Annotated in this window: 17 protein-coding genes; 16 read left to right on the top strand and 1 reads right to left on the bottom strand. The window is 39.4% G+C overall.

Features of this window, described 5'->3' with window-relative positions; genetic code table 11:
• Nucleotides 1–10 precede the first annotated feature (10 nt).
• The 15 genes from Q9R46_RS14500 (at nt 11) to Q9R46_RS14430 (ending at nt 12,744) form a co-directional block, all read left to right on the top strand.
• The gene (locus Q9R46_RS14500; protein ID WP_311280511.1) at nt 11–421 is read left to right on the top strand and encodes a phage tail fiber protein; all 411 of its coding nucleotides are present in this window, start codon (nt 11–13) and stop codon (nt 419–421) included.
• A gap of 8 nt (nt 422–429) precedes the next feature.
• Nucleotides 430–2,691 (top strand): hypothetical protein, encoded by a 2,262-nt coding sequence (locus tag Q9R46_RS14495; RefSeq protein ID WP_311280510.1) that lies wholly within the window; start codon nt 430–432, stop codon nt 2,689–2,691.
• Between the two features lie 12 nt (nt 2,692–2,703).
• Entirely contained in the window at nt 2,704–3,285 is a 582-nt protein-coding gene (locus Q9R46_RS14490) for a hypothetical protein (protein ID WP_311280509.1), read from the top strand.
• On the top strand, nt 3,278–3,421 hold the full coding sequence (locus Q9R46_RS14485; RefSeq protein WP_311280508.1) for an XkdX family protein: 144 nt from the start codon (nt 3,278–3,280) through the stop codon (nt 3,419–3,421). The genes Q9R46_RS14490 and Q9R46_RS14485 overlap by 8 nt, the downstream gene beginning before the upstream one ends.
• 20 nt (nt 3,422–3,441) lie before the next feature.
• On the top strand, nt 3,442–3,993 hold the full coding sequence (locus Q9R46_RS14480) for a phage distal tail protein (RefSeq protein WP_311280507.1): 552 nt from the start codon (nt 3,442–3,444) through the stop codon (nt 3,991–3,993).
• A 12-nt stretch (nt 3,994–4,005) separates the two neighbouring features.
• Nucleotides 4,006–6,228 (top strand): phage tail spike protein, encoded by a 2,223-nt coding sequence (locus tag Q9R46_RS14475; RefSeq protein WP_311280506.1) that lies wholly within the window; start codon nt 4,006–4,008, stop codon nt 6,226–6,228.
• Nucleotides 6,229–6,269: 41 nt separating this feature from the next.
• Entirely contained in the window at nt 6,270–6,848 is a 579-nt protein-coding gene (locus Q9R46_RS14470) for a stalk domain-containing protein (protein WP_311280505.1), read from the top strand.
• 38 nt (nt 6,849–6,886) lie between these two features.
• Nucleotides 6,887–7,588, top strand: coding sequence for a hypothetical protein (locus tag Q9R46_RS14465; protein WP_311280504.1), 702 nt, complete (start codon nt 6,887–6,889; stop codon nt 7,586–7,588).
• Nucleotides 7,589–7,729: 141 nt separating this feature from the next.
• Entirely contained in the window at nt 7,730–7,933 is a 204-nt protein-coding gene (locus Q9R46_RS14460; protein WP_311280503.1) for a hypothetical protein, read from the top strand.
• Nucleotides 7,934–7,973: 40 nt separating this feature from the next.
• On the top strand, nt 7,974–8,276 hold the full coding sequence (locus Q9R46_RS14455; protein ID WP_311280502.1) for a hemolysin XhlA family protein: 303 nt from the start codon (nt 7,974–7,976) through the stop codon (nt 8,274–8,276).
• A 2-nt stretch (nt 8,277–8,278) separates the two neighbouring features.
• Nucleotides 8,279–8,548: a phage holin family protein gene (locus Q9R46_RS14450; RefSeq protein WP_311280501.1), complete on the top strand. Its 270-nt coding sequence runs from the start codon at nt 8,279–8,281 to the stop codon at nt 8,546–8,548.
• Nucleotides 8,545–9,411 carry a peptidoglycan recognition protein family protein gene (locus tag Q9R46_RS14445; RefSeq protein WP_311280500.1) on the top strand — a complete coding sequence of 289 codons (867 nt, stop codon included), beginning with the start codon at nt 8,545–8,547 and terminating at the stop codon, nt 9,409–9,411. Before Q9R46_RS14450 ends, Q9R46_RS14445 begins: the two co-directional genes overlap by 4 nt.
• Nucleotides 9,412–9,620: 209 nt before the next feature.
• Nucleotides 9,621–10,349 (top strand): type II toxin-antitoxin system PemK/MazF family toxin, encoded by a 729-nt coding sequence (locus Q9R46_RS14440; RefSeq protein ID WP_311280499.1) that lies wholly within the window; start codon nt 9,621–9,623, stop codon nt 10,347–10,349.
• Nucleotides 10,350–10,538: 189 nt separating this feature from the next.
• A complete protein-coding gene (locus tag Q9R46_RS14435; RefSeq protein ID WP_311280498.1) occupies nt 10,539–11,738 on the top strand; it encodes a hypothetical protein in 1,200 nt (399 codons plus the stop codon).
• Complete coding sequence (locus Q9R46_RS14430) at nt 11,731–12,744, top strand: hypothetical protein (RefSeq protein ID WP_311280497.1); 1,014 nt, start codon at nt 11,731–11,733, stop codon at nt 12,742–12,744. The genes Q9R46_RS14435 and Q9R46_RS14430 overlap by 8 nt, the downstream gene beginning before the upstream one ends.
• A gap of 232 nt (nt 12,745–12,976) precedes the next feature.
• Here the strand turns inward: Q9R46_RS14430 and Q9R46_RS14425 are convergent, their stop codons facing one another.
• Entirely contained in the window at nt 12,977–13,306 is a 330-nt protein-coding gene (locus tag Q9R46_RS14425) for a zinc ribbon domain-containing protein (protein WP_311280496.1), read from the bottom strand.
• Between the two features lie 360 nt (nt 13,307–13,666).
• On the opposite strand from Q9R46_RS14425, the gene Q9R46_RS14420 reads away from it, so the two are divergent.
• Entirely contained in the window at nt 13,667–14,101 is a 435-nt protein-coding gene (locus Q9R46_RS14420) for a hypothetical protein (RefSeq protein WP_311280495.1), read from the top strand.
• Nucleotides 14,102–14,214 lie beyond the last annotated feature (113 nt).

The raw sequence follows: 14,214 nt of genomic DNA, 5'->3' as shown, positions 1-14,214 counted from the left end.
AGGGTTAACATTGGCTGAAATCTTATTGTCAAAATCAAATCATTGGAAAAAATTATCTATCAACGCAGCCTTACGAGGAATCAGTTTCACCGCTCCTCCAAAAGTGTATATTGCGCTTTACACCTCTAATCCTACAGATGCTGATACAGGGCAGGAAGTAACTGGAGGAGGGTACGCAAGACGCGAAGTTATATTTGGAGAACCTTTGGTTGCTGAACGGAGGGCAGGGACACAAAATACGGTTGATGTAGTATTCCCTATCGCTACAGCGGAGTGGGGGTTAATCACACACATAGGTATAAGAGATGCGATTACAGGCGGTAACTTGTGGTACCACGGAGCGATTAAAACGCCAAGGCCAGCATTAACCAATGATTTAATCAGGTATTTGGCTGGTCAGTTGAAAATTGATGAGGCATAGGTGATCATATGAAAAAAATGTATCCAGCAGTGGTCAACTCACCGAAAACAGAGTTGCCAGAAGCGATTACATCCACACAAACTGACATTACAGTAGCTAATGTAGCTGTGCTACTGACAGGCGAGGGTATTGCCACAATCGGCAATGGCGATACAGCCGAAACAATTACTTATACATCGGTGGATGGGAATGTCCTGAAAGGATGTATTCGAGGTTATCAGGGTGTTGCCCGATCCTGGACAGCGGGAACGAGAGTCGCCAGAAACTTTGCCGCGGCGGATTGGGATGCTGCCCGAGATAACATAACGGAGCTGGCTGACCGATTGGGAACTCCTGAACGTGTATCCATAACACTCCAACCAGGAGTACATGTCGTCAATGCTAATCAGGATGCGGCGTTTAAACTTGCTGGCTTGCAGGGCAAGACATTGCTTAACTATCAAAGTCAGATCGGTATCTATGGGGTACTTAACCCATATGTGATCAGGTATGGGACTAATCTACTGCCACCATTTTATGAGTGGGTAAGTAGCAGTAACAATCGCATTGATGCTCCATATGATGCGACCATAACAGCCGCAAGCACAACGCAAGAGTACATGCAATATGATCTTGTGCCTGTAAGTGGACAGGTATACACGATCACGGGCGCTAACATACGAGTAGTTGATTTAACCAATATTGTTATCTTGGCTTTTACAGGCAACGCTCTGTCTACACAAACATTTACTGTGCCGCCAACTTGTAAAATCGTACGGATTGTAGTCAGCAACGCTACGCAAGCAACAGTAGGTACAGGTGATATCGTTACCTCTCCAGGTACTTATAGAGCTATCAATCCGATGCTCAACATTGGCTCTACCGCCAAGCCATTCAAACCGCGTGAGGACTCCATGCTTGCTCTCCAAACAGAGTTACACGCCAATCCAGACACTGGAGCAAACCCTGATAGTGTATTTGAGCGAGACGGTCAGTATTTTAAACTGGCGAAGTGGCACAAGGTTTTATTGGACGGATCATTAAACTGGATATACGTAGGGAATAACTCAGGTGCTAAAACAGTAGGAGTTAATGCTTTGGCTGATTCAGGCGCCGACATCTATCGCAAAACGGTTATGACCAAGTACAATGGCTCGCTTATAAAGTCAGGTGAGATAAGCGATTTACCTGCTGGTGATGCTGGTTACATTTATGGCAACTCTTTTAGATTATCCATTAAATCTGCTGATAGTGGGTGGGGAGACTCATACACACCTACAGCAGACGAGATTAAGGCGTATTTCATGGGGTGGGTTATGTCCCAGCATGAAAGTTGGTCTACCGAACCATCAAGATACAATGGAACTGGAACAAAAGGGTGGTTTAGAAGGTATACAGGAACGGGCTCGCCTGTTAATACCTCTCAATTGGGCATAATTGATGGTTCTTCGGGCACAACGACACTTCCAACAACCCCAGCGCCAAATTGGACGCCATACCAACTCCTATACCAGCTTGCTACGCCAGTCGTGGAGCCGATCACGTCTGAGGGACAGTTGACGTTTGTTGAGGGGGATAATCAGATTGAAGTAGGTACGGGGATTGTGCTACGCGAAAGCGTCAAACCTACTTTACTCACCCCTGACAACAATTATTATATTAATAGTCAGGCAGCCGCGACTAAACTTGCGTACAAGGTAAGTAAATTCATGAACATATACGCAAATAGCCGACAAGTATATGATTGGTCAATCTCTACCAATGCTGATAGTTGGGGAGCACAGCGCCTATACAAAGACTCTAAAAACTTCAACTCAATCCTGTCCTACAGCGTCACATACCTGATGTTAGACAAGTATCCAGCGGTGGACATTACCGGGACGTATGCGGAGAATGAAAAGGCTCTGCTACTGGATACTGTCAAAACGCTGCAAGAGAACACGACACGGATATCCGTTTTGGAGTCGAAAAAGGCCGAAAAGGATGCTCCTGCATGGATAACTCCAACACTTTTAAATGGGGCATCGCAGTATGTGGACTATCAAAAAGTTGGATATATCAAAGATGGTTTTGGAATTGTTCATCTAAGGGGATTGATTGCAACCGCTCCAGCTAATTCCCGAATTTTCATACTCCCTGCTAAATATCGTCCGGCATATCAACTCATATTTAGGGTAGCTGGTGCAGGGGAGTCATACGAAATTAGGATTACTGCTGATGGTAGTGTCTTTACTACGAACACTGGAAATTATATAAGTTTGGACGGAATCACTTTCCAAGCCGAACAATAAAGGAGGTTTACCATGAAAGCCGTACCTAAAGTAAATACAGACGGACTCTATCTGGAGGACGAATTAGTGGACGATGCCTTTAGTGGTGTCGTCCCTTTTTATGCCGAGCCGGAGCCTGTGGTATTTGATCCCGATCAGGCACAGCAGCCCGAAGCGCCGGAGGACGAGGAAGAAGCGGAACAAGAGATTGCCGGGTATCTGATCGGCGTGCCTGTTCCGGCCGGCCTGTTTCATCCACGATTTGACTTGGTAGCATGGGAAGCGTACAAGGATACTGTGCTGGTTGAACCGCAGGAAACTTTTCCTGACCTTTGGATTGAAGGACTGAGCCAGGAAGAGATTGACGAGCTGACAAAGCCACATCCGGATGAACCTACAGAAATGGATAAGATAGGGGAACAGCTTGTTCAACGTGAACTGGAGGCTCTTGAACTGAAGCGTCAGAATGAGATTCTTGGTGAACAGATTGTCATGAGGGAATTAGAGTCAGTTGATTTAAAGGCGCAGAATGAAGCTTTGGGAGCGCAGATCGTTGGCATTGAGTTGCGTTTGTTGAATATCGAACAAGCGAAGGGAGACGAGGCGAATGTTTAAATCTGATTATGAAAGACTCCAATACTATTATGAAAAGAAATGGGCAAAGGAACCTCAACTTAGACAGTACGTATCTTTTGGAGTTATCACTCCAGATGAATTTGAGCAGATTACAGCCCAGAAATATGAGACTTAATCTAATCGGGGGTGTTCGTCTTGTTCGGTGGAGAATTTAACGAAATTGAGTTTAACACAGGTGGCGGGATAAACATTATCGACTTGTCGACTCATTTATCTGGTGGAGCGCAGATGTACACAAAACGTGATGGTGAAGAATATGAGTTGGAATATTCAATGGTAATGTCTCTGTCCTCTGAAATGTCAGGAGAGGCGCGAGTAGAAGCGGATTTTGTACGTGAATATGTTCTTGAAGCTTTGCCGATGTCTGGGGAAGCTCGGCTTCAAGCAGACTTTATACGTGAGATACGTTTCAGTTCTCAAATGTCCGGCGAGGCGAGATTATTCGCTGAAGCTACGCGCTACCATGTGGATTATATAGAATTCGAAGACGTGTTTAACCCGGGTGATCAGATCATTATTGACACTGATAAATTCAAAATTACTCGTAACGGACAGAATGTATCGCATTTGTACGACGGAGATTTCTTTTATTTGAATCTAGGAGAAAACAACTTGACCTGGACTGATATTGAAACAGGCAGGACAGTCCTTATGAGAGTTACACATAGAGATAAATTCCTGTATTAATTGAGGTGAGATATGCCTAATCCAACAATGAAAGTATTTGATAAAAACCTGCGGCGTGTGGGTACGCTGATAGACAGTACAGACATCCAACGCCGACGAAGAATTAACAGCGACTACGAGTTAACATTCATGGTCCCAATGACTTCGGCTGATTATCGAGAAAAAATAGCAATCAAAGGCCACGTTCAAGATGAGCGTGGCCAATTTTATGTTATCCAGTCCCGGAGTAGATCCCGTGAAGGCCGGAAACTTACGGCTTCTATTTATTGCAATCATGTAATGTTCAAACTGAATGAATTCAAGTTTCCTTATGCCTCCTACATTGACGAAGCTTATGGAGTGCACATAAATGAGCTTACACAATTAATAACAACCGCTACAGGCGGAAGATTCTCGTTCGTTATACATGACACCTTTGATTTGCATGATGTGAAGGACTTCGGACGTGGAACCTGTCTGGAAGCCCTGAACAAGATCATTGATATGTATGAGTGCGAGGTCGAACCGGATAACTTCGTAATTAACCTTAGAAAACGGATTGGTTCAGATCATGGTCTACAGTACCGGCTCAAAAAGAATATCGTCTCCAGTTCCTTCAAGGATAAAGGAGAATCACTCGTTACCCGAATGTATGCTCAGATGAAAGATGGACGTTCATTTATTGGAATGGATGCTTCACTGTTAACAGATCTGGAGCGTAGTTTACTTTCTAGCGTGCCCGGAGCCATCGTAAACGGAAAACTGGCAGTCAATTATCTCATATCTCCATTTGCGGAGTATTGGGCAAGTGATTCAGTTCCATTTTACGATGGAGAAATTATTGAGCAGGATATTGAAGAGGCAGAGGACTTGCTGAAGGCTACACGAAAGGCTCTGCTTGAACAAGAGGTTGTATCTCTGGAGGCAACCATATCCACGGCAGACCTGTTTAAGATCGACAATACGGAACCTAGACCCCATTTAGGCGACGATGTTATGTGCATTGACCCGGATATGGGAATGAACCGGCTGAAAGCACGTATCACGGAATTAACTGAGTATCCGTACAACCTGGACAAGCACGCTGAACCAACGATCTCCAATCTTAACTTGAGAGATTATGATGATATTATCAGTGACCTGGAGCGTAACAAGAACATTACCAGTAATATATTTTCAAACGGGAAGATCCGGACGGATGTTTTTGAATCATTTGCGAAGCAGGCTGTTATTGACATCAACAACAGTAAAACAGAACTGATCTATCCATCGGAAGGTGGAATTCTGGCGCAGGAGAAGACGAATCCCTTGGAACAAGTCAGGTTGACATCAAAGGGGATCGGAATTTCTACAGATGGGTGGAATACCATAAGAGCCGCTATTACAGCGAGAGGTGTTTTAGCCGAACAAGTCATAGGCCAACTTGGTAACTTTGTATCCATGTTGATAGGTAACGGGGAAGACATTGTTCAGATTAATACGAATGGTATTTCTGCAGGAGCTTCTTCATTTAATACGGCTCCACTCAGGGTGAATATGAAAGGTGATGTAATAGCCAATAGCCTAACGGCTAACTATGCCAACATCCTATACTCCAATTTCAAAGATGGGGCCATCGTTGGGTCCTCCATAAACGTAGGTAACGGAATGTTTACCGTCACCTCAGGAGGTATTATGTCGGCTGTAGGTGCGAACTTCTCAGGCTCTATAACTGCATCTACTGTCACGGGTACAAATATTAATGGCGGAACGATTACTGGTTCATTAATACGTACAGCAGTTAGCGGAAGACGTGTAGAAATTGATTCAGTTGGATTTAGGACATTCGATTCTGACAACAGAAACCGAATAAGAATTAATACATCTTCTGACAATGACATAGCAGCCATTTCTTTTTTTGGATCTGGAGGAGGATTTGCGGGTGAAATAAATTCCTATCAAAACTCAGGTCAATTAACTATCTTCAGTAACGATTTGTGGCTTGGATCAAACAACACAGGTAATCCTATTCGCTTGCAAGGGGCTGTTACATTCGGTGGGGCTGCATATTTAAGAAGCGGGTCTGTATACGGATTGAATTTAACAGACATTTCTGGACTTCAGGCGGCAATTAATTCTCTTCAATCGCAAATTGATTCTTTAAATACAACATACAACAACCATAGGCACAACGTTACTACCGCTCATCATAACCATGGTAACAATGCTAACCTGCCAAATACAGGTGGTGGAACCTTTACGACATCGACACCGTAATGTATCATATTAGGAAAAATGATCCATACGGAGGTACAGTCATGAAGAAATTTGTGCAGAAAGTTTCATATATTGCTGGCGGCATCATCATTGGCGTTGTTTTTTCGACAACATCAGGGGCGTTTGCTGACACAGTTAAAAGCATGGTCGGAAAAAAGGTTACAGGAGAGTACACAATTGTAGTTGATGGGAAAAAATTGTCGGACAAGGGAGCTGTCATTGATAGTAAAGCTAACGTTCCAGCTCGCGCCTTGTCTGAAGCGTTAGGGGCTGAAGTAAAAGTGGATGGTAGGACAATTACAATTACAACAGATGATGAAACGAGCACAGCAGCAAATGTGACTCCAGCAAACACAAACTCTAAAACGGATACGAAGAAATACGCCGGTTATACAAAATCAAGTTTGGAAGATTTAAAGAAAAGTACCATAGATAAAATTTTAACACCCACAAAAAAAGGCAGAGATCAAGTGGTTGCTGGACTTGAAGAAGCAAAAAAAACTAATGATCCAAATATAATTGCTCAAGCAGAACAAAAGTTGTCCGAATATGATGCTGAAATCGCAAAATACGAAGCGGAAATAAAATTAATTGATGAAGCTCTTTTAACAGCGAAATAAGTTGGATGTTGCGAAAAAGAGATTGGGTTATTCTAGGAATGGTTATTACCATAATTGTAATAATAGTAGGGAATTCTATCATTCACAGTCTCCCTAATTTTGCTGAAGGGTTAATGACGGAAATAATAGAAATCTTTGATAGCTCATCAGAAAAAAAGTATAAAGAAATTTTTAAGCTGGATGACAATGAAATAGGGGGATTCATTACATCATCATTGGCAATGAAGGAAAGAGATTTACAAGGATTGGAACAGCGATACACTTTGCCTTTAATTGAGAATCATTTAACTGAAATGAATAATCACCCACCGATTGTTTTGTTTCAAAGTCCGGAATATGAAATCAAAAAAGAAGTATATTGGACTAATAGAACAACTGGGTATCCGCTAATGTCTCATGATTGGAACAGAGATTTACAAGATGTGTTCCCTATACTACAAGGGGAAAAATTGCACATCGAAATAAAATGGCGGATACCTAGAGATAAAATTAATTCAAATGGATATATTGAGGCTCGGCAGGGAGATAATATTTTTGTATTCCGGCCATCATTTCCAGCTACTTACGACAAAGAAGTGGATGAGAACGGCATTGAATATGATACTGAAAAGCACAATGCATCTTTCCCTGCCGATCCAAATCTGGTTGATTATACATCGCCTTTGGAAATTGTCGTTCAATATAGTGGTGAAGATGATTATGCAGTCTACGAACTAGACTTCAAGAAATTCATACAGTAATTAGGGCCTGTTATGTACAGGCTCTTTTTTGCGTGTTTAAATCCGTAGCCAATACGCATTAAACATAAATGATAATAAATACATGAATCCCTATTCCTTAATTGGAAAGGGCTTATTTTCGTATAGAGAGGAGGAAACGCTTTGCCAAAGATCACACATGTACTCCATGTTGAAATGGATTTGAATAAACCGGTTGAAGAATTGACTCAGGTAATTAGTTCTGTACTTAGTGCACACCCAGATAATCAAAAAGAAATTCTCGCAGCTTTGGATTTGGAGATTGGAAATGCGCGTGCAGCAATTGAGGTCCAGGAACAAAAAGATAAATCGGCACAAGTAGAATAGGGCAGGAAATATTTCCTTAACAGAGAGATGGGGGATTACATTGACTGACACAACTATAAGCGAGGTGAACGGTGTTGTGGAAGAGACTACAAAAGTTCTTATGGGTATCCAAGTTCAATTGGCCCGGATGGAAAAGACACTTGAAGGAGTGCCGGCAATGGCAGCTACATTGGAGGCTACACGGGATCTGGCACGCGAAGCTATGCAATCCACCAAATCGGCCCATCACAGGTTGGATAAGATTGAGAATGCGCAGACGTGGTTGTGGAGAACTATTGCTACAACATTAATCGGAATTGCTATTGGAGCGATTGTTCTTATTTTGAAAACAGGAGGCGCGTAAATATGGATTGGAGCACTGTGTTTTCACTGATTGATCCTAAATTGTTTATTGTATTGGCTGCATGCTGGGTACTTGGAATTGCGATAAAACGTATTCCAAGGATTCCGGACTGGACTATAATTTTTATCATTACGGTATTCGCTATTCTAATGACATGCTGGTTGCTCGGATGGTCTCCAGAATCGCTTATTCAAGGCATCTTGGTAGGTGCATTTTCTGTTTACGGGAATGAAGCACTTAAACAGGCGAAGAAAGGAACTATACAGTCATGATCACCAAGGGAAATTTCTTGTTGATGGAGCCATCCGAATTTAAAGGGTGGCTCGATAAGCAGTCCATCACCAGAAAAATAGACAAGCTTCAAGTACACCATACAGCATCGCCTAACTACTCTACTCGTCAGATGGTCAGTGGAGTAGCTAAACAAGATGTATGGAAATGTCTTGAGGGTATGAGGTCGTACCATTTATCTCAGGGATGGTCTGGTACAGGGCAGAATATAACTGTGCTGGAGGATGGACGGATTGCTATCAGTTTGGATCGTGATCTGAATAAAACACCAGCTGGGATTAAAGGTGCGAATACTGGCGCGCTGTGCGTTGAGATCGTAGGAAACTTTGATCTGGGCGGCGATACTATGACTGACTCCCAAAGACAAGCTGTAATACACTTGTACGCATGTCTCGCGCTCAAACTAAACATACCTGTCGATACATCCCATATCGTATATCATGCCTGGTATACTGCTTCTGGAGCGTGGATCGGGGATTATAAAAAGGGCGAATCAAGTAAGACGTGTCCAGGTACAAACTTTTTCGGGCAAGGGAACACCAAGGCAGCAGCAGAAAAAAGTTTCATTCCGGACGTAAAATCGGAAGTTGAACGCATAAAGAAAGGGGGTGACGAACCTATGACAGCAGAAGAGAAGAAGCAAATGGATGAATTGAAGGCGACTGTTGAATCTCAAGCTAAGTGGATTGCTACTCAGAAGGCGAAGGAGAACATGGAATGTCCTAAATGGGCAGAAGAAGCTTATGAGTATTACAAGGATTATATAACTGATAAAAAAGGTAGCTATGAATTTTGGAGGCTGATAGTTGTTAGCTACCGCAAAGAAAAAGTAAGGAAAAACTAACTCAAATAAAAAAAGCCCTGTCAGGATTGATTCTGACAGGGCTTTTTTTATTTGCAATAACTTTTTTATATAGTAGATTTTGAAACTATTTACAATAGTATAGGAATAATTTACTATAGAATGTAGTTTTTAATCTAGTATTGTAGAACTGTATCATATTTTGTTTTATAGCCTACCAAGGGTAATAATCAAGAGAAAGGTGAATTTGATTGAATAATAATTTCAAACAAAAATTAAATGCTATCAAGGGGAGCAATCCCATGCCTCGGGTTAAAACTGATCCCGAAACACTAATTGAAATTAATCTTCTTTTACAAAGATTGTACAAATGTTCCATTGATTTCAAACTCGATTATGGAATCAAGTGGATGAATGGACTTGAGAAATATGTTCAAGATAAAGAAGGTAGAACTAATAGCAAATGGTTCAACGATCATTTAGCTCGAGGCCACGTTGTCGAAGTTGAGTTATTTGGGCATTTCAACAGGGAATTGACATTCCCACATCCATGTGTTGTTCTTTATGATGGATCTTATAACCAGAATAGTGGTTGGATGTTGGTCGCTCCAATTTCTACCTCTCGTTTTAATGATGGTAGTGATTTTACTGTTGATGTAACAGTTGCGGATGGTTTGAAACATGACTGCGGGGTTTGTATTGACTCAATTCAAGTTATAGACAAAAGGCGCGTACTGTTTCAGCATGAGCTTCCAAATAAAAATAAGAGTAAAGTAAGTCCGACGAAGTTAGACGAAATCGATATATGTATTACAAAAAATTATCTTCCAGAAAAGTTCAAGAAGCAGTGTGATATTGAGCGTGATTTATCTGATGAGAAATTAAGTCACGATGCAACTAAGGCTCAGCTTGAAGCATTGAAAGAGAAATACGCTGAACTCGAGGAAAAATTTGAGAAATCCCTTGAAAAATCTCTGTGAAGATCGTATAATGTTAGTGAGGAATAGAAATACTGTACTTTGGGTCCTTGCACCCCGCGCAATTGAGCGCAGCTTTTGAAATGAGTGGTTTTCTGGGTCTTAGCGCCCCGCGCAATTGAGCGCACAATGACCTTCACCGGTGGTGGAGGTCATTTTTTTTTAAGAATAATTTGTAATGGTGGTGTGGATTTGAAAACGCGTTTTAAAAATCGTGATAAAGTATTTGAGTATCTTGATAATTATTCTTCTGTTGTCAAATTGCAAGCTAATGAACGGAAAACCGTGAATACATTGCTAAAGTCCTACATATTTGAAACTAACATGCTAGAAAGTGAAATGGAATTAACTAAAATATTTCAGTTAAAAGATTGTAATACAAAAGAAATTGATGAAGAAATGCTTCAAGTTTTTAGAGAAAACGAAGTGGTCGGTTTTATAGAGAAAGTTAATAACCGTTTTGCTGTGATGCATTCAATTGACACTGCTCAGAAATCAGATTACTATACAAACTCGCTTCTTAAAAATACACCATTGTTAGATAGTTTATGGATATCCGGAAAGATGTTTGACTTATTTCGGGAGAAAATCAGATCTCAGCATTCACCACATAGATATATAAAAATGAAATTCGAATTCAATAATATATTTAGTAAAGGGTATTCAGACGGGGAATTTCTTGATTTTTCCGAGTATGTAGACGAAGGCATATTTGATGATCAAGTTGTCACTTCTATTGATTTAGTTGAGGAGCTGGCAGATCTGGAAAGAAAAATTGAAGGTGTCAGATCGTTTTTTTCAGCCTTCTGTGCTGTTGGTTTATTACGTTTTCCTAGTCGCGTAGGGAAAGGAGGACACGACTTTTATAGGAATGGTAAAGTAACAAATAGGTCAGATAGTTTTTTTGATCATAGAAGTCAAATTAGAGAAACAATTAATGACTATAAATTGATAACTGAATCTCTAGAAACAAAAACATGGTTAAATTTTGATGTATATCATGATAGAGAGACTGGTGTCAAATTTCAAGGAAGCCCTGTAGTATTTAAATTTCCAACGCCGTTAAAAAAACAAGTTTTTTCCAATTTTGTGGAGTCAACTTTCCAAAATGGGAACGAGCCATTTAAAATACTTGGTAAACCAATTTGGATTAATAAAAATAAAGTTCATATATATGGTACAGATATTAATCTATGGCAAAAGGTGAATCTGGAGCTGTCCAGGGAAGAATTTATCGCTATACTTCCAAGAGGGACTTGTGGTAACACTATTCATAGATTGGTAACAAATATCCAAAGGTATCTTAATCCAGAAGTAGATGTATATATAGGTGACCAAACATATGAAAGCTTTATGAAGGCTTCGATCGAAGGAAGTGCAAAGAATGAATAAATTTACATCATTGCATCACTTAAACCTCTTTATTCATATGGGAATGGATTATCCAATAACTTCAGAAGTATACCCATACTTTTATCAAAAAGGGTATAGGATTAAATTTATATCATTTTTGTTACAGGTTCCTAAATTAACAAAAGATAAAATACAGAAACAAATCAATACATCCATAAACGCTAATGTTGTACCAGAATTAATTTATGAGAATATTGAGACGAGAGAATTGATTTTATTGGAATGTAAATTGTTGGATATTAAGTATGATCCTACTAATAGAGATGTTAAACAAGCATTCGGATATTTATCTTTAAATGATAAAGAGATATTTGAATATATGGGTGGGATTGGAGAACAGAATAAATCAAAGTTGTTTTATTCTGTTTTGCATGAAAATCAGAGTTCTTATGAAGAAGTATTAAACACTATAGCTGGAATTGTTAAAAATACTGCGAGTGATCATTTACCTTTTGAGGTAAGTGGAATTAAAGTGAATGGAAACGAAATCGACCTATGTTTGAAGAATTCTGAAACTGGAGACATTGAAGAACACCATATAACATCAGATCCCCTACTATTAATAATACCTATAGATCCAGAAGTTAATCTGAAAAATGAATATGGGAGGGAAGTTCTTGAGCAAAATCTAAAAATGACGATTGCCACAAAAATATGCCCATTTGTAGGTTATAAGAATATTCAATTTAGTTTAGAGGATGTATGTGAAGAAATCATTCCTGTTTGGAGATTGTGGTCAAAGCACCCAAAAACTAAAATTAGGGAGCTTATAAAATATTATATGAGGCAACTATCAAAAGAACTTGAAAAAATAGGCTTGAAGATAATTCTTGATAGGGGTGTATACCAGATTGAAAAAACGGATTTGAAGATTGGAGAAAAGGTACGTAATTTCTTTAGATTTAATTCCTCGGAGTATATAGAGAAAGATTCACTTGATTCATTTGAACAGATGGTGATTGAAGAATGGATTGGTGAAATTTAAATGAAAGAATGCATCATGAGTAGGTATTAAAAGAAGCTCAACTAGGAGATTACCTAGTTGAGCTTCTTTTAACTTGGTAGCTTACCTGAACCTACATATTTATCCTTCTTACTATTCCACTTATAGCTTGCAACTGCAACCTTCTAACCACTTTCTGGATAATAATTCTTCTCATTTTAGGGCCCCAAAAATAGGAGCCGTGGTTAATGGCTCCTTTGTGTTGAAAACTATATTACTGATTCTTCAATAAGTCTAACAAATAAAATAAAAGTCCGATTCCTCCAGCCAGCGCTACAACTCCTGAGAATAAATTTCCTAATATAGAGGTAGAGTATGAATTAATCTCTCCAAAAGATTGACCACAATAAGGACAAAAAGCTGCTTCTTTAGATATTTTATGGCCACATGAACGACAAGGTTCCAAACTAGTATTTTGACCTTTAATTGCGGCATATATATTTCTGAACATTCTACTAAAGAAACGAAGAGCCATATAAAACATTGTTAGAATGAAAACAGACTGTAATGCTGTTCCGACTATAATACCTATTTTCTCTTCCATGCATGTATTCCCTTCAAATATGTATTCAACCCTAGAATAGTCTATCAGATCTATTTGTTTTTTTCTATAAAATTGTATAGATGTGGACATTGAATACATATCGAGTCTTAGATAAAAACGATGAGTTCTTTGTCGCAGCATTATCTCCAATACGCGTCTCAGTCTGGCTTGTGAAATCTGGTCGAATGATCATTATGGACTATGGTGGAGTATTGGAAGCGTACAGTGATATGTCAGTAAAGATAGCAGGCAATAGATATTTTAGAGATAAGTTTGAATTAAAGTGGGACTAAATATGAAGTGATTCGTATTATCCAAAAAAGGAGGGATTGATTTGTCTTCAGAGAATGTGATTTTAAATTGAATAAGGGGATGCTCTTACTAATCTCGCTACTAAGTGCAATTGCTATTCAATTATTGAGCCTTGGCTTTTTTGAGAGTAGTGTAGTTGGAAATATACCGATCCTAGGTAACATGTTGCTGGCTATTGATATTGGATATCTTATATATTACATGCAGGGAGATATTACAATTACAGTACTACAATTAATTTTACCAAGAGCCATCAGCATAGCATCCACTGCGTATACATTAAGCGAGCTATTCAGACTTAGTGTTTTTGAGTTGAAAGATTCTTTAGGTTATAAAATTTTTATATTTTGTATGGGGGTAATGTTGAATTTTATTTTTTTGTGGCTTTTTTCAAGTATTATCTTAACTTTATTTGAGACTATAATAAAAGGCATGAATAAAATGGACGAGATGTTACAAATGCTAAATGGACTGTCATTTTAACTCCTATTCAATCTAAAAAAATGGTAGTGTCTTCAAAGTGAATGTAGGTGTGAGGACAACAAGATTATGGTTGTGATTCAGAAGCTTCATACATAGGCCTTTCATTCAAAGTC

Origin of the sequence: Paenibacillus sp. RRE4 (assembly GCF_031844205.1) — a bacterium.
GTDB lineage: Bacteria > Bacillota > Bacilli > Paenibacillales > Paenibacillaceae > Paenibacillus > Paenibacillus xylanexedens_B.
Note: the sequence above shows the minus strand (reverse complement) of the source record. Positions and strands in the feature narration are given on the sequence as shown.